Genomic DNA, 22,824 nt, shown 5'->3' on the forward strand with positions numbered 1-22,824 from the left:
TCTCGCCGTGGGTGCCGATCCCGAGTGGCCGGCCCGCGTGCAGATGCTCAGGGGTTGGCGGCGGCGGCCTCGATCGCGTCGATGATCTCCGCCCGGCGCTGCGGGGCCGAGGTTCGCCCGACGATAGGGCCACAGCACAGCGAGAGGAACACACGTCGCAGACGGCCCGCGGGCGGCCTCCCGCTCTCGTTTCCCGCTCAGCCGCCGGGGGTAGAGACTGCACGCGATCACGCTTGACCTGCACCTGTCGAAAGCCCGGAAGTCGGAGATGACTGAAATGCCTTGCTCGGCTGCGGCCGGACAGAACCGGCCGCGGCCATGACGACCCATCAGGCTCCCGTGGTCGCCGAAACGTTGCTTCGGCGTCTGTGCGACCACCTGTACGCGCGGCTCGATCACTCGGGGCGGGCCCGGTCGGCCTGCGGGAGCCGGGTCCTGGAATCCGTCCTGGCGTACCGGCTGCTGACGAGCGACGGCGGGTATCCGGCTGCGCTGGACGGTGTGCGCTGCTACCTTCGCGCTGCCGCCGGCCGCGAGGACCTCACCCCCGTCGACCGGACCCTGCTCGGCATCCCCGGTCACCAGAGGGACTTGTTGGCCGGGTTCGACCATCACACCGCCGACCGCAAGCGCCTGCTCATGAGCACGGTGCTGCGCGCCGCCGGGGTGCCGCGGGCCCCTGCCCCGCCCACCCCCGCCGGGGCCGCTTCCGGCCGACTCCACACGTGGAAGCGCTACGGCCCCGACCGCTGGGCGCCCGAGGCCCCGCAGCCGCCGCGCCAGGGCTTCGTCCCGTTCGGCACCGGAGCGCGCAAGTGCATTGGTGAACAGTTCGGGCTCATCGAGGCCACCCTCGCCCTTGCCACCATCACCGGCCGTTGGCAGCTCCGGCCGCTCCCCGGCGCCGAACGCGTCCGTCCCAAGCTGGTCGCCACCCTGATCCCCGGCGGCCTGCGCCTGCGGGCGACCGGCCGCACCCCCACCACGGACACCACCCCGCGCGAGGGCGAGCGGTGACCAACCAGGCCCCGCTCAGGCTCGACACCTCCGTGAGCGGTGCTGACGACGACGGTGCACACCCGCAACCACCGCCACACACTTCGCCGGTTCCACGCCTCCGGACTCCTCTCCCTGCTCGGTGTCGTCGCCGCCGCCCCGGTCACCGCACTTGTCCAGCCCGTCGTCACCGCCCTCACCCTGATCGCCGTGCTCGGTCAGAGCTGGTCCTCGACCGGTTCCGGCCTGGTGCTTCCGGCGATCGCCGCGCAAGCCGGTTCGGCCGCCCTGTGGATCGTCATCACCTACGCCGCCGCCAGACGTGCCCGACTCGCGTCCCCCTGGCACGCCGTGTTCGTGCCGCTGTACTCCCTGCTCTGGTCCATCGCCGCCTGGCGCTCGGTGCACCAGCTGGCGGTCGCCCCTTTCGCCTGGGAGAAGACCCCTCACGGAACCCACGAGGCCGCCGGCACGGCAGAGCGGGCCCTCCGCTCTCCGTGAGCTCACGCACGCGCGGTCGGCACACGACCGTCACGACGCATCACCTGGGGCTCGGAGGCCCCAGGTGCCACTAGGAGTCGTGGTCGAAGACCGCCGTGACGGGCGCGTGGTCGGACCACCGCTCGGCGTGGGAGCCGCGGCCTTTCCCAGGGGGGCGCTGAGGTCGCGAGGGGTCACAGCGTGGTCAGCTCGGTGAGGTCGGCGATCACCTCGGAGGCGATCACCGGGTCGAGCTCGGCGAAGGTCGGGAAGGTGCGGTTGTGGGTCCAGTAGTCGCCCGGGCGTCTGTCGAGCCAGACCGTTTCCACTCGCTGCTCGGGGTAGGAGTCGAACATGCCGACGGCGATGCCGTCCTCCGGGGCGATCACCACGTAGAGGTCGGGCCCGACCCGGCGGGAGAGCCACTGCTCGACGCCGTTGTCCTGGGGCTCGCCGCGCCGCCAGCCGCGCCGTTCCATTCCGACCAGCCGGGTGGTGGGCAGCACCGGACCGTTCTCGAAGCGGGTGAGGCGGTGGCCGGCCCGCTCCTCGTCGGTCAGCGTGTACACCGGGCGGCCGAGCTGGCGGAACGGCTGCAGGATCTCGTAGTCGGCGAACAGCTCCGACCAGTCGGCGAGGCCGTCGCCGAGCAGGAGCGGGTGCGCCAGCCGGACGGAGGCCGTGGCCGGCAGCGCGAACGCCTCGTCCCGGACGTCCGCCAGGGTGCGGTCCTCGGCGACGCGGAACGCCGTCACCGTGCCGTCCGTCTCGGACAGCCACACCAGGCGGCGCACCAGGTGCCACAGCAGCGGATGCCCGACGAAGAGCTGGTCGAACTCCTGCGCCGTCCATGAGCGTTGGGTGATCATCGCCTCCTCCAGGCGGCGGATGTGGTCCCCCGCCACCGTGCGGACGTCCTTCTTCAGCGCGGCGAAGCGCTTGCGCTCGGCGGGCGCCAGCTCGGCGTCGTCCCGCGCCCCCGGGGCGGGCAGGTCCTTGCGGCGGGCGCCGGTCGCGTCCAGCACGTACGGCTTGAGCTGCTCGTCGAAGCCGACCGTGAACGTCCGGGTGCCGTAGTCGATGACGGTGGTCCCGTCGGCGTCCAGCCCGAAGTCCGGGACCAGGCGGTCGGACAGCTGCTCCCCGGTCAGGCCGAGACCGGCTGCCACCTCGGAGATCTTCTCCTGGGCCCGGGTCTTGAGCGCCTTGAACTTCACCCGCTGTGCGATGCCGTGCAGGTGCAGCAGGGCCACGTCGGTGCCGATGGCGGCCAGCACCTCCAGGCCGTCCACCGCACGGTGGTGGGCCCCCTCGCCCGGCCAGGCGCGGAGCACCGGCGTCAGCCGGCGGACCGTATCGTCGTCACCGAACCGGCCGAGCACGTGCAGCGCCCAGCCGTCCTGGGCGGGCATGCCGGCCAGCCGCCACTGCTCGAACACCGCCCAGCAGAACTCCGTCAACGACCGCGGCTCGCACAGTAGGGCCACCTCGTCGAGGCCCGGGTAGAACGCCCCGGGCGCGGACAGCGCGAGCATGGTGAGTACGTGCCGCACCGCTTCGGCGGGCAGGGCGCCCTCGCCGCCGCGCAGCAGCAGTTGCGGCAGCATCACCGGCTCCGCCCAGTCGCAGGGCGGGGGCAGCTTCGCCGGGAGCGCGGTCACCAGCGGGTCGGCCGACAGCAGGGCGCCCACGGCCTCCTCCGCCTTCGGCCCGTACTCGCCGGCCACCGCGCGCACCGCCGCCGCGCCGTGCGCCTCGGCGATCACCCGCAGGGCCTGCTCGGCGCCGTGCCGGGCCGGCCCGGCCTTCCCGAGCGCGGCGGGCACCAGCAGCCGGGCCGCGTCCACGCCGTGCCGGGTGAACCAGGAACGCGCTGTGCTCCCGGCCGACTTGAGGCGCACCAGCCAGTCCACCATGGTCTCGGCCACCCGGGCGTCCAGGTACGGAAGCAGCAGGGGCGCGTGCGTGGCCGGGTTCCCCGCCGCTGCCGCCCGGATCGGTTCGACGGCGTCCGTCCCGAAGCGGGCGGCGACCCGGCGCAGGGAGTCCCCGGAGTGCCAGATACGCTCACCGGCGCGCCACTGCGCGAGCAGGGGCCGGGCCAACTCCTCGTCGCCGTAAGCGAACAGCGCGAGCTCGGCGTGCTGTCCACCGCGCAGCCGCGCGTCCTCGGGTTGCCCGATCCGGGCCCGGATCGTGGCCGCGACCCGCTGCCAGTCGTCGTCCGACCAGCTCGTGTACCAGGACTCGGAGGTCGCCGCCCACGCCTCGCGCTCACCCGGCAGCCACCGCATCTGCGGTTCCCGAGGCGCGCTGAGCCCGGTCAGCACGCGGGGCTTGCCAGCGGAGCGCGGCCGCGTCCACGGCGGGCTGGTGAACAGCTCCGGCAGCGAGTCGGGGCCGACCTCCGGCACCCGCTCGCCGAGGTCGGTGAGCGGCTCGACCAGAGCTGCCTGCTCCGGCGTCAGCTCCGGCAGCAGTTCGAGCGCGGTCGCGCGGTGGACGGCGACGTGGCCGGTGAGGAGCTGCCGGGCGAGCTGCTGCGTGGCCGGGTCGGTGGAGGCCGCCGCGGCCTCGGCGAGCAGGCGCAGGGCACGCCGGGGGAAGCGGCGGAGACCGGCCATGAGGGCGGCGCGGGTGGACTTGATGCCGTCCTGTTGGGCCAGCAGCCCCCGGAAGCCCTCGTCGGAGGGGAGCTCGGCGAGCGCGTCCAGGATCCGCTTCTTGCCGTCCTTGTGGTGGTAGCTGGTGGTCAGATCGTGCAGCATCACCGGTGCTGCGTCGCCGCCGAGGCCCTCCGCCACGGTCGCGATGATCTCGGTGGACCAACCGTTATGGCTCAGGCTCGGCAGCGGGGGGAGCTTCTCCAGCGGTTCTGCCGAGGAGAGCGAGCACAGCAGCATCGACCACTCGACGGCGGCCAGACGGGAGCCCGACGCGACGCACTCCTCGACCCAGGCGGTCTCGGACGGCACCAGGTACGCCGCCACCACCAGGCGGGTCAGGTTGTTCCGGCAGCCCGCCAGGGCCTCGACCGCCGCGCGGTGGGTCTCCTCGTCGCAGTCCGCCAGCAGCGACCGGACCCGGTCCGCGGCGGGACGGTACTGGCCGTGCCTCTGGTTGGCCCCGCGCCGGACGCGGGGGTGGACGGACCTCTGGTGGATCCAGTCGGTCTCGACAGCCGTCGTGAACAGCTCGACGGTGGCCCTGGCCGCGAACGGCAGGCCGAACTCCTCTGCCCAGGCATCCACGGCCAGGCTGATCTTGTTCTTGGCCGGGTACGTGTACACGGAGGCGAGCACCGCCGCACCGAGCGGGTCCCGGCTGCCGGACTGGTGGGCGCGGGCAGCCGCGACCAGCTCCGGGTCACTGCGCTCCGAGGTGAGCGTCTGCTCCAGCCAGTCCCCCAGCTGCCGCAACCCGTCGCGGTACGAGGTCACCGGCTCCTTGCCCGGCGCGGACGGCTTCCGGGGAATGCCGCCCCGCCGCGGGATCAGGGCCCGACGCCAGGCGTCCGGCATGACGAAGACGTCCTCGTCCTCCGGACCGGCGGCCTCGGCCGTGGGCGCGGACACGCCGGGCTGCGCCACGGGCACCGGATCCGCCGCTGCACCCGGTTCCGTACCCGCCCCCGAACCGATCTCGTGGTAGCCCTTGCGCTCCTTCGCGGCGACCGCCTTGGCGAAGTGCGCCTGCGCCTCATCCACGGTCGGGAACGCCTTGACCTGCTCCCGCCCGTCTGTACCGGACCGCCCGTACCGCACGGTCACCGCGACACCGTCGACCGCGGCCTCCCAGAACTTGTCCGAGCCGCCATCGACGAACTCCCAGCGCCGCACAGCCCCGCCCCTCTCCTCGCACTGATGATCAGGAGACGAACGTTAGCGAGTCCCACCGACAAGCCCCCGGCCGATCACCCCCGCACTCACCTCCCCACCGAATTCACCGCGCGCCGGCGCCTCGTGACTCAGCGAGCGGTGTACACATCCTGGACGTGTCGGCCTGGGCCGGGGCTTCGACGGCAGTGGATACCTCGCCGCTGTGACACTCGGTGGTTTCCAGCAATGGTTGCGAATCACCAGGTCAACGGTGCTGCAGGCAGTCTCTCACGGCCTCGGCGGGGGGTCTGGTCTCCGAGGACGAGTCGGGGTCGATGGTTGAGCTGTCGGGCGACGCTCCGTAGGTCCTGGGCCGACTCCGAAGCCCTCGAAGTCCTCGTCGACGAACGCCGACGCCTTGCCGCCCTCCCTCAGCGACCCGCCGCTTGGGTCGACGTCGAAACCGGTCAGATTTTCGCCGACGCCCGGACCCAAGCCGACCAGGAACGCCGCCGCCAGCTGCTGATCGGCCTCAAAGCCCGCCTCTGCATGGCGCCCGCCATCGAAGGCTGGCACCTACCCGCCGAACTCGAAGCACGAGTACGGATGCCTGCTGTCTCTTGAGGCAGATCGCTTTCTGCACCGGGCAGGTCGGTGCCGCCACTGCCCGCAAGCCGCCGTGCCGCCTTGCGGCCACCTCTCGTCGAATGGCCAGCCGGGGCCACAAGCTGATCTGGCGCGGCATCCATACCATGTTCAGGCCCACCACCCTGCTGGTCGGTGTTAAGCGCAAATGGCTCATCCGACCGCCGCCCGTATGTGGCTTGCGAGGCCGTCCGGAGGGATCTGCGTCGGTCGGCTCATAGTCCGGAGACGTGCGCGAGCTGGCCGACGGCTGCGGTGATGGCCATGGCGAGCCCACCGCCGATGACGACGCGAAGTGCCGGGCGAAGGACGGTGGTGCCGGCAGCTCGGGCGGCGAGGACTCCGGCCAGGGCGAGGCCGCAGAGGGTAACGGCGACGATGAGCCACAGGCGGGCGGTGGAGGATCCGGCGAGCAGACCGAGGAAGGGCACCAGGCCGCCGACCAGGAAGCTTCCGGCGGAGGCGAGCGCGGCCTGCAGCGGTCTGGCCGCGGTGTGCTCACTGTGGCCGAGTTCGTCGCGCAGGTGGGCCTGGAGCGGGTCGGCCTCGTGCAGGGCTTCGGCGACCTGTCGGGCGAGGTCGGCCGGTACGCCGCGGCTCTCGTAGATGCCGGTGAGTTCGTCGAGTTCGGCTTCGGGGGCTTCGGCGAGCTCGCGGGACTCCTTGGCGCGGTCGGCGGTCTCGACGTCGACCTGGGAGCTGACGGACACGTACTCGCCCGCGGCCATCGACATGGCACCGGCGGACAGGCCTGCCAGGCCGCCGGTGACGACCGTGGAGGTGGTCACGCCGCTGGCGGCCAGGCCCACCATCAGGCTGGCGATGGAGACCAGGCCGTCGTTGGCGCCGAGGACGGCGGCTCGCAGCCACCCGGCACGGCCGGCGGTGTGGCTTTCCTGGTGAGGGTTGAGCATGTTGAAGAAGGTCATCGGGTCGGGTGCTCCTGTCCGCTCTTCAAGATCAGTTTCGTGGGGAGCCGGTCGGCTGTCGCTTCGGGGTGGCCGTTTGGGATCGGAGCGGTCGGTCACTGCGAGTCGGCGCGTAGGGCGAGGCGCGGGCAGCCGCGGACGGCGCGCCGGGCGTGGCCCCGCAGGCCGGGCGGGACGGTCGCGGCGTGCTGGACGGGGTAGCCCCATTCGTCGAGGCTGACGAGTTCGGGGAGGAGTTCGGCGCACAGCCCGTGACCGGTGCACGCGATCCGGTCGATACTCAGGACCACCGAGTCGGTGCCGGTCACGTCCAGTGCTCCGTTCGGGTCGGGGCCGGTACGGGCAGGCTGGTGGGCCGGCCGCAGGGGCCGTGGGTCAGGTGGTGGTCGACGTCGGCTTCGAAGGTCGTGAGGGCGCTGGCGGCGAGGCGGGCGGCGCCGTCGGGGTGGCGACAGGCTCCGCGTCCGGGCAGGAGGCCGATCCGCCGGTGCAGGCGGTCGAGCTGTTCGGGGGTGGCGTGGCCGTCGGCGAGGGCGGAGAAGTCGTCGGCGACGGCGGGCAGGCCGAAGCGGCAGGGGCCGCACTGCTGGGCGCCGTTGGCGGCGAGGTAGGCGAGGATGCGGGCGGTCTCTGCGAGTGGGCAGGCGTCGTGCGGGAGTGCGGCGATGATGCCAGCCCCGGGGGCGGCGTGTGGGGCGAGGCCCTCGCGACTGAAGGGCAGGTCGAGGGCGAACGGGGTGCGCAGCCAGGTGCCGGCGACGCCTCCGAGCAGGACGGCCTGGAGCGGTTGGTCGGTGCCGCCGGCTTGCTGGAGGAGCGTGCTCACCCGGGTGCCGGGTTCGGTCTCGAGGACGCCGGGGTGGCGCACGGCTCCGGTGACGGTGATCAGCGTCGTGCCCGGGGAGGCGGCGGTGCCGGCCTGGCGGAACCAGTGGGGTCCGTGGCGGGCGATCAGGGCGAGGTGGGCGAGGGTTTCGACGTTCTGCACGAGGGTCGGGCGTCCGTGTACGCCTCTCTCGTGGGTGCGTGGCGGGGCGCTGGTCGGGCGGGCGGGGCCGCCGTTCAGCCAGTGGACCAGGGCGGTGGACTCGCTGGTCACGTAGCCGTGCGGCATCGCCTCCACCAGGATCGGGACGGAGTCGAGCTGTGCGCTGCGGCGTTCGGCGACCGTGGTGGTAAGGGCGTGCAGCTGGGTGGTGCGGGTGGCGGGCAGGCACAGGTGGATGCGGTCGGCGCCGACGGCCTCGGCGGCGAGGACCGCCCCGTCCAGGACGAGATGCGGAGCGAGGGCGAGAAGGGTCTGGTCCTTGCGGCTGAACGGCTCGCTCTCCATGCCGTTGGCGACGACCACGGCCCGGCGGCCACCTTCGGCTACGGCACGGAGCTTGTGCGCTGTAGGGAATCCGGCTCCGCCACGGCCGGTCAGCCCGGCTTCCCCGACGGCCTCGATCAACCTGGGCCCGGGCCGAGGACCAGGCCCGTGGTGCCGAAGATGCTCGGTCAGGCTCAGCGACGTACCGATGGCGTGCCGGGCGTCCATCAGCCGCGGGACGGTGTCCCCTTGGTCGAGCGATCGAAGCGACGCGGGAATCACCGGGCACCTTCCAGGGCGGTCAGGGTGTGGAGGGCGGCGCGCTGGGACCAGCCGGGCTGCAGGGGACCGGCGGCCAGGAACGCGGTGACCAGCACGGGTAGGGCCGCGACGAGGAGACCGGCGCCCAGACGGGCCGCGAGGTGGCCGGGGCCGGCCCGGTAGAGCCGCCATCCGGTGGCGGAGGCCACCGTCGCCAGGCAGCTGGCGTACAGCCACAGCTGGAACGGCAGGCGGGTGTCGGTGCCGGTGCCGATGGCGTGGAGCAGGCCGATCGGCCAGGCCGCGTACGCCAGCCAGTGCACGGCCTTCCACCGCCTTCGGCCGATGCGGAGGCGCAGGGCGCTGGTGATGGCCACGGCGAGCAGCAGGTCGAAGCCGATGCTGCCCAGCCCGAGCCAGAGCGGCCGGTAGGCGGCGCCGAACGGCAGGACGGCGTCGGCCCAGGTGAGGCGGGCGTAGGGATCGATGACGGCGGTGGCGATGTGGAGGGCGAGGAAGGCGAGGCTGAGGACGGCGAGGTTGCGGTGGAGCAGGTTGATCTCGAACCGGCCGACCCGGAGGGGTACGGCTTTGCCGCCGACGGCGATGCCGAGGGCGACGGTCGCGGTGAGCAGGAGCAGTGCGGTGGTGCCGCCGGCGCGGCCGGCGTACCAGAGCGGGCTGGCGGCGAGGGTGGTCGTGGTGGTCATCGCGTACCTGCTGCCTGGTCGTGGGGCCAGCCGCCGAGGCGGGTGACGGTGCCGTCGAGGCCGACCAGGCGGGCGGGCAGCCCGGCCCGCTCAAGCCAGGCCGTGGCGGCGTCGCCGAGTACGATCGTGGCGGTGGTGGCGGTGTTGGCGTCCACGCAGGTGTCGGCGGCGACGGTGGCGGTGCGCCAGTACGGCTCGGTGGAGCGGCCGGTGGTGGGGTCGACGATGTGATGGACCGGTCGGCCGGCGCGGCGCCAGGTGCGGACGCTGGTACCGGAGGTCGCCAGGGCGCCGGAGGTCACGGTGACGACCGGGCCGGGACCGGTGGCGGCGTTGTCGTCAGCGACACCGACCGCCCAGCCGCCGTCGGGGGCGTGGCCGGCGGTGGCGAGGTCGCCGCCGAGGTTGACCAGGACCCCGCTGCCGGTGGTCTCGGCGATGCGCTGGGCGGCGCGGTCGGCGGCCAGCGCCTTGGCGGTCGCGCCGAGGTCCAGGGCGGTGCCGGGCGGCAGCAGGAGCCGGCGGGTGTCCGGGTGCCAGTCGATGTTCTGCCAGCCGGTGGCGGGACGGGCCGTGGGCAGCGGTGTGGCGTCCTGGGGCCGCAGGGCGGTGAAGGTGCGGTCGTAGCCGAGGGCGATCACGGCCCGGCCCACGGTCGGGTCGACGGCTCCGCCGGTCAGTGCGGCGGCGCGCAGCGCGACCTCGATCGCCTGCGCGAACAGCTCGCTGACGCTCGTCGGAGTGCCGGCGGTGGCATTGACGCGGCTGAGTTCGGAGTCGGGGCGGAAGCGGCTGCAGGTGTGGTCGATGGCGGTGAGCTCGTCCATCAGGATGCGCTCGGCCTCGGTCAGTACCAGCTGGTCGGTGGTGAGCAGGGTGGCGGTGGTGCCGAGGGCGGGGAAGGAGGTGGTCGCGCCCTGGACGTGGTGGCGGTTCATGACGCACCGGTCCGGGTCTGCGGCGCCTGCTGGGTCGGGGCCGGGGCCTGCGCGGGAGAGACGAGGGGCGTGCAGGTGACCGTGTTTTGCGGCGTGGTTGTTCCGGGCGCCGGGAGGGCGCGCTCCTCGTCGTCCCCGCCGTCGTCCTGTTCCTGGCCACCGCGCGATGGCGTGGCGGTCGTGCCGGCCGGGGCGAGCTGCTGAGCACAGGTGAGAGTAGTGGGTGGCGTGCCCTGGGCCGGTGCGGGAGTGCCGGAGGTGCCGGGCGTGAGGTTGGGGTAGGTGAGGCCGAGGGCGGCGGACCCGGCGGCAGCGGCCGCGACGGTCCAGCGGGTGGCGGTGGAGACCCGTCGTATTCCGTGCTCGCGGCGTGCTGGCCCTTCCGGTTCGGGCGGGTTGGGGAGGTCGGCCATGGCGGGCGCTCCTCGTGGTCCGGCTCGGGTGCTTGCACTGACCACGATGCGCTCGGGCGTCTGTGGGACCTGCTCACGATCTGCCTGGAACCGGTAAAGATCACGGCGTTCGGTGGTCGTGCCACGTCGGCAGGTCGAGGACGGCGGTGAGGCCGCCGCCGGGCGTGTCTTCGAGAGCGATGCTGCCGCCGTTGGCGGTGATGAGCCGGTGCACGATCGCGAGGCCGAGTCCGCTGCCTCGGGCCTGGGGGTTGCCGAAGCGGCGGAAGGCCTGCTCGCGCGCGTCGGGGCTCATGCCGGGACCGTCGTCCACGATCTTCAGCCGGACGGTGTCCGGGCCCGGGGTGGTGTCCAGAGTGACCGTGCCGCCGTCGGGGACGGCGTCCAGGGCGTTGGCCAGCAGATTGTCCAGGACTTGTTCCAGATGATCCGGCCCCAGCGCGACCGGAGGGCCGTCCTGGCAGTGGCTGGTGAGATGGATCCCGCGTTCCTGCGCGATCGGCTCCCAGGCGGCCACGCGGTCGGCGGCGACCTCGTTCACGTGGACCGGAACAGGCTTCGGCACGGCCTGCTCGGCCCGTGCCACCGCCAGCAGCCCGTCCACCAGGCGCGAGAGCCTGGCCACCTCCTCCTGCGCCGAGGCCAGCAGCTCCGGTGCGCCTTCCGGCGTGGCGGTGGCCAGCAGGTCGAGCCGCAGCCGTAGGGCCGCCAGCGGGGTGCGCAGTTGGTGCGAGACGTCGGCGACGACGGCCTGGTGGCCGTGGATCAGCGCCTCCATGCGGGCTGCCATGGTGTTGAACGTGGCGGCGAGGCGGCGCACCTCCGGCGGGGCGGCGGCCACCGTGGCGCGTTCGCCCAGGCGGCCTTCGCCGAGGTTTCGGGCGGCGGTGTCCAGGGTGGTCAGTGGGCGTCCGACCCAGCGTGCGATCCGGACCGACACCAGGGCGGCGGCCGCGACGCCGGCCGCGGCGACCAGGCTGATCCAGGCCCAGGCGACGGTGATCCGGGTGTCCAGCGGAGCCGTGGACCGGGACAGGACGACCGCGCCGGCCGGCTGGCGGAACGTGCCGACGGGCTCTGCGGCCAGCAGCCGTCCTTCGGTCTCGGGCGGCTCCGGTTCGCGTCCCGTCAGCGTCTCGTCGACCAGGTCGCCGGCCTCGCCGGACCGGGTGATCGGGCAGGGTGTGGCGGCCACCAACCGGCCGTGCACGTCGAAGACGGCCGCGCAGTCCCCGGCCCTCGCGGCTTCGGCGAGGTCGGCGTTCATCGCGGTCGCGGGGTCCTGGTCGGACAGGTACTCCTCGGCGGAGGAGGCGATCACCCGGGCGGCAGCCTGGGTCTTGTCGCGGAACGCGAGGTGTTCACGCTCGGTGATGGACAGGCCGAGCGGGACGGCGGCCGCGGCGACCACCACGATGGTCAGCGCCAGCAGCGCCAGCACGATCCGGCGGGTCACGGCGTCCCCGTGGGCTCGGCGAGCCGGAAGCCCCGTCCGTAGGCGGTCTCGATCAGCCCGGGGACGGCGAGCTTGCGGCGCAGCGCGGCGACGTGGACGTCCACCACCTTCGTCGGTCCGTACCAGTGCGCGTCCCAGGCGCTCTCCAGGATCTCCTGGCGGGTGACCACCCGGCCGGGGTCGGCCGCCAGGCAGGCCAGGATGTCGAACTCCTTCGGCGTGAGGGACACCTCCCGGCCGCTCACGGCCACCCGGCGGGTGCGGCGGTCGATGGTGAGCGGGCCGTGCCGCACTGGCTCCTGCTCGGACGGTCGCGTACGGCGCAGCACCGCACGCAGCCGGGCCAGCAGTTCGGCCAGCCCGAAGGGCTTCACCAGGTAGTCGTCGGCGCCCTCGTCCAGAGCCAGGACCCGGTCGGCCTCCTCGCCGCGCGCGGTCACCGCGATGATCGCGGCGTCCGAGCGCTGCCGGATCCGCCGGCACACCTCGACGCCGTCCAGGTCGGGCAGGCCGAGGTCGAGCAGCAGGACGTCGGGCACGGGCGCCGCCAGCGCGGCACGGCCGGTGCCGACGCTTTCCGCACGGTATCCGGCCTGCCGCAGCCCCCTCACCAGGGAGTCCGCGATCACCGGGTCGTCCTCCACCACGAGCACTCTCAGGGAATCGGGTTCCGCCACCGCACTCATCTCGTTCGTTCGTGGCCGGGTCGGGCCGTAGTCGGGTCAGCGCTCACCGCCATGGTGCCCGGCGCGGGGCCGAGCCGCTTGGGCCGAACAGCCCCGCGGTCGCCGCAGTGGGGCCCGGCCGGAGGGCGTTCAGCGCCGCGGCTCGGGGGTGTCGGTGACGCCCGGCACGAGCGCCCGGTGGTGCCCCTCTGGCGTCGTGATGGCGTGTTCTCGGGGTCTCTCGCCGGTCCAGTGGGATGCCAGGGCCGGTCCGGAGAGCGCCAGGACCGCACCGGCGGACAGGGAGAGCAGCAGCAGCGACCAGCGCCACCCGCGTCCTCGGACCACGCCTGCCGCGTGTCGGGTCTGCCGGCGGCGCACCAGCTCCGCGCCGACCAGCCCGGGCAGCCGCCAGACGTGGGCCAGCACATGCACACTCGTCACCGCCACCCAGCAGACGAAGCCCGCCTTGTGCAGGAACAGCATCGGGAGTCCGCCGGCGTCCCGTCCGCCCAGCGCCAGCGCACAGCCGGTGGCCAGCACCGCGACGGTGAGGGCGACGAGCAGTGGGGCGAGCAGCCGCAGCAGGGGCGCGGGCGGTCCCTGGCGGCGGTAGGCCGACGACCCCGCGTAGTAGCGCACGAAGCGGTACCCGGTGACGGCCAGCTTGAGGACGACCGGCCCGATGAGGGCGAATCCGATGACGAAGTGCCAGGTGAGCATGGTGCCGAGGAACAGGATGGTCACACCCTGGGCGGCGAACAGCAGCAGGAGGACCGCGCCGGCCAGCGCGGTCAACCGTCTGTTCCCCTCGGTGCCGGACTCCACCGCTGGTACGCCGCCTGCGTTCTGGTCCCTGCTGATTCCGGACACCCATCCGCCCTTCGCACTGAACTCCGTGCACCTGCGGCCGCCGGCAGGCGGGCACACGGGGAGCAGTGTGCCCGACCGCCTCCTAAGAACCGGTTCAGGCCTGCGGCGGACTCGGGAGGCAGCCATGTCGCCCCAGATCGATTCAGACGCGCGCCAGGGACAGCGGCGGCTGCCTTCTCGGTTCGACGACCGCGCTGCTGGGCTGCTGCTGCTGCTCGCGGGGAGCGCGATCCTCGTGGGGATCTGCGCCTTGAGCGCCCGAGCGTCTGGGAGATGTTCGGCGGGTAGAGGGTGATGCGGTCGGGCTGGCGAGGCTGGGTGCTGGCGGGCCCTACGGTTGCGGCGATCTTGTGATGTCTGCCCTCGAGCCACCTCGGCTGCGGCGCAGCGGTCCGATGGCGCCATCGCGGCGGATGAGTGACTGTCGAAGTGTGGGCGAACACCGAGCCGTGGTCGGACCGGCCGCCGCCGCTTCCGTCGCGGTCGTCTTGCTCGTGCATGCCCTGGTCCTGCGGCCGAGGATGCTGACCTGGGGTGCGACGAGCGAGGAGGTCGCGCGACCCTATCCCGGGGATGACCTCATCGCTGGTGCCCAGAGCGGCTCGACCATGGCGACGACCCTGCCCGCGCCGCCGTCGAAGGTGTGGCCGTGGCTGGTGCAGATGGGCTGCGACCGTGGCGGCTGGTACAGCTGGGATCGGCTGGACAACGGCGGACGGCCAAGCACGGATCGCATCGTCCCCGAGTGGCAGAGCCTGGCGGTGGGGCAACGGCTCACATCCGTGCCCAGTGGTCTCGCCTGGTTCACCGTCGCGGTACTCGTGCCGGAACGGACCCTGGTGCTTCGCGACGATACGAGTGTGCCGTCGGGTCGCCCGTTCGACCCGGCCGACGGACGTGGGCCGGGGGCGTTCGTCAGCTCGGTGTGGGGCTTCCACCTCGAACCGGCCGACCCGAACACCCGCCTGGTCGTCCGCACGCACGGCCGCAGCCGCCCGCGCGTGCTCACCGGGCCGATCGACCTGCTGTTCTGGGAACCCGCTCACTTCGTGATGCAGACCCGCCAGTTCCACAACCTGCGCGCGCGGCTCTGTCGGGCCGTGACCGGGAACCCAGGGAGGCCGTGATGAGCGCCGACTCCACCTTTGATCCCGTCGGCGGCGCGCTGCTGTTGGACAGTGCGCTGCCCGAGTTCGGATTCTCCCGGCTCGAATGCCTGGCGCTCGCCGCGGCACCTCCCGTGGCGTACGAGGCGGCGCGCGAGCTGGACCTGCTCACCCTCGACGCCCCGCTCCTCAACGCGGCCATATGGGCGCGCGGACTGCCGGACCGACTGCGCGGCCGGCCCATCCCGACCCCGCCGTCGATGCGCGTGGCCGACCTGTTCGACGCTCCCGGGGGTGCGTGGGAGGACCAGCCGTGGGTGGCGCTGGGCGAGAGTCCGGGGCGTGAGCTCGTCTTCGGGGCGGTCGGCAAGCCCTGGCAGGCCTCGATCGAGTGGCGGCGGGTCGAACCGGAGGAGTTCGCGTCGTTCGACGAGGTCGGCTGGGCGAAGATGGCGGCCGCCTTCGTGGTCCATCCGTACGGCATCCGGCGGTCCCTGCTCACCTACGAGGCGCGCACCGCCTGCACCGATCCCGAATCCACCGCCCGCTTCGGCCACTACTGGACACTCGTCTCCGCGGGCGTCGGCGTCGTTCTGCGCGGGACGCTCCGAGCGGTCAGGGAGGCCGCCGAAGAGCACGCCCGGGACGCTCGGTCGGACGTGCCGCCGGACCGATGACTCGATCACCCAGGCAGCGCGGCACCCCTGGTGTTACCCGGCTCGGCGTGTGGCCTGGAGGGCTTGAACTCTTGCAGGTGGTTCCGTACCCCGTCGGCGAGGAGCTCGACGTCGGGACAGGCGTTCCCGTCGGGAAGCGCCAGCAGATCACTGCCGAGGGCCCATCGCAGTGCGCGCTCGGACGAGGATGAGCCGTCGACGCCGACGACGATCCGTCGCTCGTGAGGGACCGCGGTGTCCGTCTCGTACCCGCGCTCGGTTCGGGAGGAAGGCGGTCGCCCCTGATCCGACCGTGCACGGCCGGGTGCCGCAACCCGAAGGGCCGCCCGGCCCGACCTCGGGGCTGCTCCGGCCCTCGCGGAGGTCACGTGCCGGGGCGAGCATGAGAGATGTGCGACAACGCGCCCACCCGGGGTGCGCGCACGGCACGACCAAGGTCGGCCACACCCCTCGCTGGCGTGCTCAGGAGGATGATCGCCATGGCTGCTCCCGCCCCGTCGCCGGTCCGAGTGGAAGCCCGGCTGGATCTGCCGCTCTCGCGCTGGCTCTGGCTGGTGAAGTGGGTCCTGGTCATCCCGCACTGGATCGTCCTGTGCATCCTGTGGGTGGCCTTCGTCCTGCTGACCGTGGTCGCGTTCTTCGCGATCCTGTTCACCGGCCGGTACCCGCGCGGCGTCTTCGACTTCAACGTGGGCGTGCTGCGCTGGTCCTGGCGGGTGTCGTACTACGCGTACGGAGGCCTCGGCACCGACCGCTACCCGCCGTTCAGCCTCGGTGAGGAGCCCGACTATCCGGCGCGGCTGGACATCGCCTACCCCGGTGAACTCTCGCGCGGCCTGGCGTTGGTGAAGTGGTGGCTGCTGGCGCTGCCGCACTACCTGGTTGTCGGGTTCTTCCTGGGCGGCTTCCGTGAGGTGTGGGGCGGCGGGCTCATCGGCCTGCTCGCGTTGTACGCGGGCGTCGCCCTGGCCGCCACCACGCGGTACCCCATGGGCATCTTCGATCTGCTGGTCGGCCTGAACCGGTGGGTGTTCAGGGTCGCCGCGTACGCGGCCCTGATGACCGACGACTATCCGCCGTTCCGGCTCGACCAGGGCGGCTCCGATCCGGCCGGCGGCACGCTTCCGGGGGGACAGGCCGAGCGGTGACACCGATCGCTGACCGTCGTGCGGGGCTCACCGAGGAGCAGGCGGAACGGCTGCTCGCGGCCCACGGGCCGAACGAGGTCGGCGCACCGCCGAGCCCGCCGCTGTGGTCGCGCGTCGCCGCCCAGCTGCGCGACCCGCTGATCCTGGTCCTGCTCGCCGCGGTCGTCCTCACCGTGGCGACCGGTGACCATCCCGACGCGATCGTGATCGGGCTGGTCATCCTGGTCAACACCACGGTGGGGGTGGCTCAGGAGATCCGGGCGGCCAATGCGGTGGCCGCGCTGTCCGCGCTGTCCGCGCCCACGGCGCGGGTGCTGCGCGACGGCGAGGAGCGGGAGGTGGCGGCCGCAGCCGTGGTACCCGGCGACGTCCTGCTCCTCGCCGAGGGGGCCATCGTCCCGGCCGACGCCGAACTGGCGGAAGCCTCCGCGCTGCTGGTGGACGAGTCGATGCTGACGGGCGAGTCGGTTGCGGTGGAGAAGGACGTGGTCGGCGCAGCCGGCCTCAGCGCCGGGACGACCGTGCTGCGCGGCAGGGCGGTCGCCGTCGTCACGGCCACCGGCCCGGACAGCGCGCTGGGCCGGATCGCGACCTCGCTGCACCCACGGCCCCAGCCGACGCCGCTGCAGCACCGGCTGGCCGGGCTGGGCCGGGTGCTGGCGCTCGTCACGGTCGGCCTGTGCCTGGTGGTGTTCGCGCTGGGGTTGGTACGCGGCCAGGCACTCGAGGCGATGGCGGTCACCGCGATCAGCCTTGCCGTCGCAGCCGTCCCCGAGTCGCTGCCCGCCGTGGTGACGCTCGCGCTGGCGCTCGGCGCCCGCCGGATGGCTCTGCGGCACGCCGTCGTCCGCAAACTCCCGGCGGTGGAGACACTGGGCTCGGTCACGGTCCTCGCGACCGACAAGACCGGCACGCTCACCGAAGGCCGGATGGTGGTCGAGCGGCTGTGGGCACCCGGATGGCAGGCGACGATCACCGGCTCGGGTTACCAGCCGGTGGGGGAGGTGCAGGCGGAGGGCACTTCCGCGCTGCGCGCGGCGCGGACCCTGCTGCGGGTGACCGCGCTGTGCAACGACGCTGCGCTGCGGCCGCCCGAGGGGGACGACGGTCAGTGGACCGCCCTCGGAGACCCGACCGAGGCGGCGCTGCTGGTGGCCGCGGTGAAGGCCGGATGCGACGTCGCGCGCCTCGCCGAGGAGTACCCCCGGGTCGACGAGCTGCCCTTCGACAGCATCCGGAAGCGGATGGCCACCGTGCACCGCACCCCCTCCGGGCAGCGGGAGATCTGTCTCAAGGGCGCTCCCGAAGCCGTACTCGACCCGGCCGTGCTCGACGCCGGTCCCGATGAGCTGGAGCAGGCCCGGCAGGCGGCCGCCCGGCTCGCCGCCGACGGCTACCGGGTGCTGGCCGTCGCGTCCGGGCTGCGGGACGGGGCCGGCGGTCCGGTGGAGTCGAAGCTGCGCCTGCTCGGACTGGCCGCGCTGAGCGACCCGCCCAAGCCGGCGGCCGCCGCGACCATCGCGGCCTGCCGCCGGGCCGGCATCACCCCGGTGCTGATCACCGGGGACCACCCCGCCACCGCCCGGGCGATCGCCGGCCGGATCGGCCTGCTGGAGGACGGCGAGAGGTCGGCCGTGGTGGTCACCGGCCGGGAGCTCGCTGCCGGGGCGGCGCCGGATCTGTCGCGGGTGCGGGTCTTCGCACGCACCGATCCGCAGCAGAAGCTCGACCTCGTCGAAGCCTGGCGCGCGGGCGGAGCGGTCACCGCGATGACCGGCGACGGGGTCAACGACGGTCCGGCATTGCAGCGGGCGGACATCGGGGTGGCGATGGGCCGCCGCGGCACCGAGGTGGCCAGGCAGGCCGCCGACCTGGTCCTGGCGGACGACGAACTCGCCACCGTGGTGGCGGCGGTGGAAGAGGGCCGCCGGGTCTACGACAACATCCGCCGCTTCCTGGTCTACGCGCTGTCAGGCGGCGCGGCGGAGATCCTGGTCATGCTGCTGGGCCCGTTCATGGGCCTCGCACTTCCCCTGCGAGCCGGCCAAATCCTCTGGATCAACCTGCTCACCCACGGGCTGACCGGGGTCGCGGTCGGCGCGGAGCCCGTCTCCGGCCGGGCGATGCGGCGTCCGCCACGGCCGCCGAACGAGCACGTGTTGGGGGCCGGCGTGTGGCAGCGTGTCCTGGGCCTTGGAGCGGTGGTCACACTGGTCGCGCTGGGGGCGGGCCGGTGGGCCTACTGGGCCGGACACGCCTGGCAGAGCGTGCTCTTCCTCGCCCTGCTGGCGGCGCAGCTGGGTGTGGTGCTCGGCCTGCGGGAGCGACTCTTCACGAGGGCGAACCCGTTCCTCCCGCTGGCTGTCCTGGCCTCGGCAGGGCTCGGTGTCGCGGCGCTCTACGTGCCGTTCCTCCAGGACGTGTTGGAGACCGAGCCGGTGTCCTGGGCGGACGGCGGGGTGGTGACGGCCGCCGCACTGGTCGCCTTCGGCGCCGCTCGTGCGGCCGGCCGACCGGAACGGGAGGGCCTGGCCGGCCCCGGCGCTGGGGGGCGGTGAGGAGCCGGGTGGTGCCGTGAGCCGGGCAGCGAGATCAGGGTGCCCGGTGCCCGTGCTCGGCAGCGATCCTGCGGGCGTGGGCGACGATCTCGGCCGCCGCGTGCTCGCTGACGCCCAGTGCGTGGACGAGGCGGTGGGCGCTCCAGCCGTGGCGGGCGAGCAGGACGGTCAGCGGGTGGTGGGCGGGCTCCTCGGCGGCGGGCCGGGCCGGCGGGGGCGCAGGCGGCACCGGGACCCCTCTCGTGCGGCGCCGCACCAGGGCTCGCCGCAGTTCGTCCGCGCCCCAGACCACGAACGGGAAGGGGACGACGATCGCGAGCTGCGCGGGGCTGAGCGCTGCGGTGCCGAACACCCGGTGCAGGGCGGGGACGTAGACGATCGCGGCGGCGAATGTCAGGGCGAAGGCGATGCCGCCCAGAAGGTGCGGGTTGCTGAAGGCCCCGATCGTGCGCAGTGACGCGTGCTCGGTGCGGGCCGCGAAGGCGGTGCCGATCTGGCAGAAGACGATGCCGAGCCAGACGACGGTGGTGGCCTGTTGGTACGTCAGGTGCAGTGCGGTGCCCGTGCCGGTCGGATCGCCGGGGTGCCAGCCGCCCGTGGTGAGGGTGAGGAAGTAGCCGCCCATGACGAGGGCGGCGGAGATCAGCCCGAGGAACCCCCAGGAACGGGCGAGCATGGCGCCTCGGATCACCCGCTCGTCACGAGGGCGGGGTGGACGGTCCATCAGTCCGGGCTCGGCCTTCTCCCGACCGAGGGCGAGCGCGGGCAGGGTGTCGGTGCCGAGGTCGATGGCGAGGACCTGCATCACCGTCAGCGGCAGGGGAACCGTGCCGCCCGAGAGCGCGAAGACCAGGAACGGGACGACCTCGGGGACCGCGTGGCTGAAGATGTAGACGATGAACTTGCGGATGTCGTCGTAGGTCCGCCGACCCGTCTCCACCGCCGCCACGATGGTGGCGAAGTTGTCGTCGGTCAGCACCATCGTGGCGGCTTCGCGGGCGACGTCCGTACCGGAGCGGCCCATCGCCACACCGATGTCGGCGCGCCGCAGCGCGGGGGCGTCGTTGACGCCGTCACCGGTCATCGCGACGGTGTGGCCCTCGGCGCGCAGGGCGTCGGCGATCCGGAGCTTGGCCTCCGGCGACGTACGCGCGAAGATCACCTCCTCGCCTCGGCCGAGCAGCGCGTCCAGCCGGTCGTCGCCCATGGCGTCCAGTTCCGTGCCGGTGACGATGCGCATGCCGCGGTGGCCGATGCCGACCTGCTCGGCGACAGCGGCCGCCGTGAGGCCGTTGTCACCGGTGACCACGTGCACGGTGATCCCGGCACGGTGGGCCTGTTCGATGGATCGGGCGACCTCGGGCCGGGGCGGGTCGGCCATGGCGACCAGACCGATCAGGCACAGCCCCTGCTCGGCCTCCTCGCGGCGGGCGGGCGACTGCTGCCCGGGAGCGAGCGGCCGTCGCGCCACGGCGAGGACCCGCAGCCCACGCGCGGCCAGCCGGCCGACGGCGTGCACGACCTCGGTTCGGTCCGCGGGGGTGAGCACGCGCTCGGTGCCGTGGTCGAGCACGGCGACGGCGTGGGTGAGGACCTCTTCCGGGGCGCCCTTGCTGTGCAGGACCACCCTGTCGTCGCGTGTGTCGGCCGTGGTCATGAGCTTGATGTGCGGGTCGAAGCGGAACAGCGCCCGGCGCCCGCGATCGCGCCGCTCCGGCAGGCAGGGCGTCCCCACACGTGCTGCCAAGTCCAGCAGGGCGATTTCGGTCGGGTCGCCGTGGCCGGCCTCCAAGTCGGCCGTGGTGCAGGCGGCGGCCGCATCCGCGAGCAGGAGCAGCTCGGCGGGCACCTGTCGAGAGTCGCCGACAGAGAGTTCACCGCCGGGGGTCCAGACCGCCGTGACGCGCATCCGGTTCTCGGTCAGCGTCCCGGTCTTGTCGGTACAGATGACCGTGGTCGAGCCCAGAGTCTCCACCGCGGACAGCCGCTTGACCACGGCACCGCGGCGCGCCAGATCGCGTACCCCGGAGGCGAGGGCAAGGGTGATGGTCGGCAGCAGCCCTTCGGGCACGTTGGCGACCAGCAGGCCGATCGCGAACGACAAGGCGGCGGCGAGGGACAGCCCGGCGGCGAGGCCCATCGGCAGGAACGCCACCCCCACGGCGATGGCGATCACGGCGATCAGCCGGGCGACCCGCTTGACCTGGTGCTCGAGCGGGCTCTCCTCCCGGTGGGTGCGCTGGCTCAGGGCGGCGATCCGTCCCAGCTCGGTGTGCATGCCGGTGGCGGTGACCACGGCGAGGGCCTGTCCTCCTGTGCAGGCGGTGCCGGAGAAGAGCAGGTCACGCGCGGCCAGGACGGGCCCCGAATCATCCCCGAACTCGGCGGAACGGAACACCGGGACGGACTCGCCGGTCAGCGCGGACAGGTCGACCTCCACGCCGCCCGACAGCAGGCGGGCGTCGGCGGAGACCCGGTCGCCCTCCTCGACCACCAGGACGTCGCCGGGCACCAGCGCGGCCGCGGGAACCTGGCGACGTCCTCCGGCACGCACCACGGTCGCCTGCTCGGGCAGGAAGTCGGCGAGCGCCTCCACGGCCTGCTCGGCCTGCCGCTCCTGAGCGAACGCGAGCAGCGCGTTGAGCAGGATCACCGCGACGATCGCCACCGCCAGCGCGGGAGCGCCGCTGACGGCCGCGAGGAGCGCGGCGAACGCCAGCAGCAGCGCGAGCGGGTGGGTGAACTGCTGTGCCAGCTCCCGGGGCCAGCGCCGTCCGCCGCGCCGCACCAGGGCATTGGCTCCGTAGACCGTGAGGCGACGAGCGGCCTCACGCTCCGTCAGCCCCTGCGGCGAGGTCCGCAGATCGCGGAAGAGCAGGGCGAGCGGCTCGCGCGGGTCCGGGCCTTCGGTCTGTCCGGCCTCCCGGGCCGGGCGGAGTGTGTCGGCGGCTTCGGTGGGCATGGTCAGGACGGGAGCCACGGAACCGTGACGACCGGGCAGTGGGCGCGGTGCAGCAGCCCGTGCGGGACGGAGCCGAGCCGCATTCCGGTGAAGCCGCCGTGGCCCCGACGGCCGACCACGACCGCGAGCGCGTGTTCCGCTGCCTTCGCCAGTTCCTCGACCGGATGGCCGCGGATCACCTCGTGGGTCAGGGCGACGTCGGGATGGGCGCCGCTTCGGCCGGCCGTGCTCTCGGACAGTTGCCGCCGCAGGGTCTGGACGGCGGTGTGCTCGTCGATGCTCGCGATCAGCTGGGACTGCCACACCCAGACCGCGCGCAGGGCCGCTCCGCGCCGGCTCGCGAAGTCGAAGGCGAAGTCCACGGCTGCGGCGGACGACCGGCTGCCGTCGACGCCGACGACCACGTACGGCGGATCCTGGGTCACGTGCTCCGGATCGCGCACCACGACCACCGGACAGGCGGCCTGCGCACTCACCGGGACGGCCACGGAGTAGGTACTCAGGATCTCCTCCAGCCGCCCCATCCGGCGCGAGCCGAGGACGACCAGCTCGGCGTGCGATGACTCCCGGCAGAGGACTTGACCCGGATTTCCGTCCACGACGGATGTCACCGCGTCGAGGTCCGGGTGACGTTCCCGGACCACGGCGGACGCCTTGTCGAGCGCTTCATCGCCGAGCTCGCGCAGCGCCTTGCGGTACCGGGCCTCCTCGAAGGCCCGGAGCTCCCGGGTCATCACCGGTACCGCGTGGACCAGCCGCAGGGGCAGCCCCCGGCGCTCCGCCTCGTCGGCGGCCCAGACCGCCGCCATCGGGCCCGGACGGGCCGCGTCCACGCCGAACACGATCGGGCGGCGCTCGCCGGCTTCTGCTGGCATGG

Annotated in this window: 18 protein-coding genes; 6 read left to right on the top strand and 12 right to left on the bottom strand. The window is 73.4% G+C overall.

Annotated elements, in window-relative coordinates:
- Nucleotides 1-318 precede the first annotated feature (318 nt).
- Both ACFVHB_RS11880 and ACFVHB_RS11885 read left to right on the top strand, forming a co-directional pair.
- Nucleotides 319-1,017: a cytochrome P450 gene (locus tag ACFVHB_RS11880; protein ID WP_380319044.1), complete on the top strand. Its 699-nt coding sequence runs from the start codon at nucleotides 319-321 to the stop codon at nucleotides 1,015-1,017.
- Nucleotides 1,018-1,056: 39 nt separating this feature from the next.
- Entirely contained in the window at nucleotides 1,057-1,497 is a 441-nt protein-coding gene (locus ACFVHB_RS11885; RefSeq protein ID WP_380319047.1) for a hypothetical protein, read from the top strand.
- A gap of 173 nt (nucleotides 1,498-1,670) precedes the next feature.
- On the opposite strand, the gene ACFVHB_RS11890 is transcribed toward ACFVHB_RS11885, so the two are convergent.
- From ACFVHB_RS11890 to ACFVHB_RS11935, 10 genes are all read right to left on the bottom strand, one after another.
- Nucleotides 1,671-5,315 carry a DUF4132 domain-containing protein gene (locus ACFVHB_RS11890; protein ID WP_380319050.1) on the bottom strand — a complete coding sequence of 1,215 codons (3,645 nt, stop codon included), beginning with the start codon at nucleotides 5,313-5,315 and terminating at the stop codon, nucleotides 1,671-1,673.
- An 839-nt stretch (nucleotides 5,316-6,154) separates the two neighbouring features.
- Nucleotides 6,155-6,868 carry a VIT1/CCC1 transporter family protein gene (locus tag ACFVHB_RS11895; protein ID WP_380319053.1) on the bottom strand — a complete coding sequence of 238 codons (714 nt, stop codon included), beginning with the start codon at nucleotides 6,866-6,868 and terminating at the stop codon, nucleotides 6,155-6,157.
- A gap of 95 nt (nucleotides 6,869-6,963) precedes the next feature.
- Nucleotides 6,964-7,176: a ferredoxin gene (locus tag ACFVHB_RS11900; protein WP_380317876.1), complete on the bottom strand. Its 213-nt coding sequence runs from the start codon at nucleotides 7,174-7,176 to the stop codon at nucleotides 6,964-6,966.
- The gene (locus tag ACFVHB_RS11905; protein WP_380319056.1) at nucleotides 7,173-8,408 is read right to left on the bottom strand and encodes an NADH-ubiquinone oxidoreductase-F iron-sulfur binding region domain-containing protein; all 1,236 of its coding nucleotides are present in this window, start codon (nucleotides 8,406-8,408) and stop codon (nucleotides 7,173-7,175) included. The genes ACFVHB_RS11900 and ACFVHB_RS11905 overlap by 4 nt, the downstream gene beginning before the upstream one ends.
- A 50-nt stretch (nucleotides 8,409-8,458) precedes the next feature.
- A complete protein-coding gene (locus ACFVHB_RS11910; RefSeq protein WP_380319059.1) occupies nucleotides 8,459-9,151 on the bottom strand; it encodes a ferric reductase-like transmembrane domain-containing protein in 693 nt (230 codons plus the stop codon).
- Nucleotides 9,148-10,089 (bottom strand): FAD:protein FMN transferase, encoded by a 942-nt coding sequence (locus ACFVHB_RS11915; RefSeq protein ID WP_380319062.1) that lies wholly within the window; start codon nucleotides 10,087-10,089, stop codon nucleotides 9,148-9,150. Before ACFVHB_RS11915 ends, ACFVHB_RS11910 begins: the two co-directional genes overlap by 4 nt.
- Nucleotides 10,086-10,502, bottom strand: a complete 417-nt coding sequence (locus ACFVHB_RS11920) for a hypothetical protein (RefSeq protein WP_380319065.1) — start codon at nucleotides 10,500-10,502, stop codon at nucleotides 10,086-10,088. The genes ACFVHB_RS11915 and ACFVHB_RS11920 overlap by 4 nt, the downstream gene beginning before the upstream one ends.
- A 100-nt stretch (nucleotides 10,503-10,602) precedes the next feature.
- The gene (locus ACFVHB_RS11925) at nucleotides 10,603-11,958 is read right to left on the bottom strand and encodes a sensor histidine kinase (RefSeq protein WP_380319068.1); all 1,356 of its coding nucleotides are present in this window, start codon (nucleotides 11,956-11,958) and stop codon (nucleotides 10,603-10,605) included.
- Nucleotides 11,955-12,611: a response regulator transcription factor gene (locus ACFVHB_RS11930; protein WP_380319345.1), complete on the bottom strand. Its 657-nt coding sequence runs from the start codon at nucleotides 12,609-12,611 to the stop codon at nucleotides 11,955-11,957. Before ACFVHB_RS11930 ends, ACFVHB_RS11925 begins: the two co-directional genes overlap by 4 nt.
- Before the next feature lie 162 nt (nucleotides 12,612-12,773).
- Complete coding sequence (locus ACFVHB_RS11935) at nucleotides 12,774-13,421, bottom strand: hypothetical protein (protein WP_380319071.1); 648 nt, start codon at nucleotides 13,419-13,421, stop codon at nucleotides 12,774-12,776.
- Nucleotides 13,422-13,927: 506 nt separating this feature from the next.
- Here ACFVHB_RS11935 and ACFVHB_RS11940 point away from each other — a divergent pair.
- From ACFVHB_RS11940 to ACFVHB_RS11955, 4 genes are all read left to right on the top strand, one after another.
- Entirely contained in the window at nucleotides 13,928-14,623 is a 696-nt protein-coding gene (locus ACFVHB_RS11940) for a hypothetical protein (RefSeq protein ID WP_380319074.1), read from the top strand.
- Nucleotides 14,623-15,279, top strand: coding sequence for a hypothetical protein (locus ACFVHB_RS11945; protein ID WP_380319077.1), 657 nt, complete (start codon nucleotides 14,623-14,625; stop codon nucleotides 15,277-15,279). The genes ACFVHB_RS11940 and ACFVHB_RS11945 overlap by 1 nt, the downstream gene beginning before the upstream one ends.
- Nucleotides 15,280-15,749: 470 nt before the next feature.
- Nucleotides 15,750-16,427, top strand: coding sequence for a DUF4389 domain-containing protein (locus ACFVHB_RS11950; RefSeq protein ID WP_380319080.1), 678 nt, complete (start codon nucleotides 15,750-15,752; stop codon nucleotides 16,425-16,427).
- Nucleotides 16,424-18,985, top strand: coding sequence for a cation-translocating P-type ATPase (locus ACFVHB_RS11955; RefSeq protein ID WP_380319083.1), 2,562 nt, complete (start codon nucleotides 16,424-16,426; stop codon nucleotides 18,983-18,985). Before ACFVHB_RS11950 ends, ACFVHB_RS11955 begins: the two co-directional genes overlap by 4 nt.
- 34 nt (nucleotides 18,986-19,019) lie before the next feature.
- Here ACFVHB_RS11955 and ACFVHB_RS11960 read toward each other — a convergent pair whose 3' ends face one another.
- A complete protein-coding gene (locus ACFVHB_RS11960) occupies nucleotides 19,020-21,947 on the bottom strand; it encodes a cation-translocating P-type ATPase (RefSeq protein WP_380319086.1) in 2,928 nt (975 codons plus the stop codon).
- 2 nt (nucleotides 21,948-21,949) lie between these two features.
- Nucleotides 21,950-22,822, bottom strand: coding sequence for a universal stress protein (locus ACFVHB_RS11965; RefSeq protein WP_380319089.1), 873 nt, complete (start codon nucleotides 22,820-22,822; stop codon nucleotides 21,950-21,952).
- Nucleotides 22,823-22,824 lie beyond the last annotated feature (2 nt).

The organism is Kitasatospora sp. NPDC127111 (assembly GCF_042677465.1).
GTDB lineage: Bacteria > Actinomycetota > Actinomycetes > Streptomycetales > Streptomycetaceae > Kitasatospora.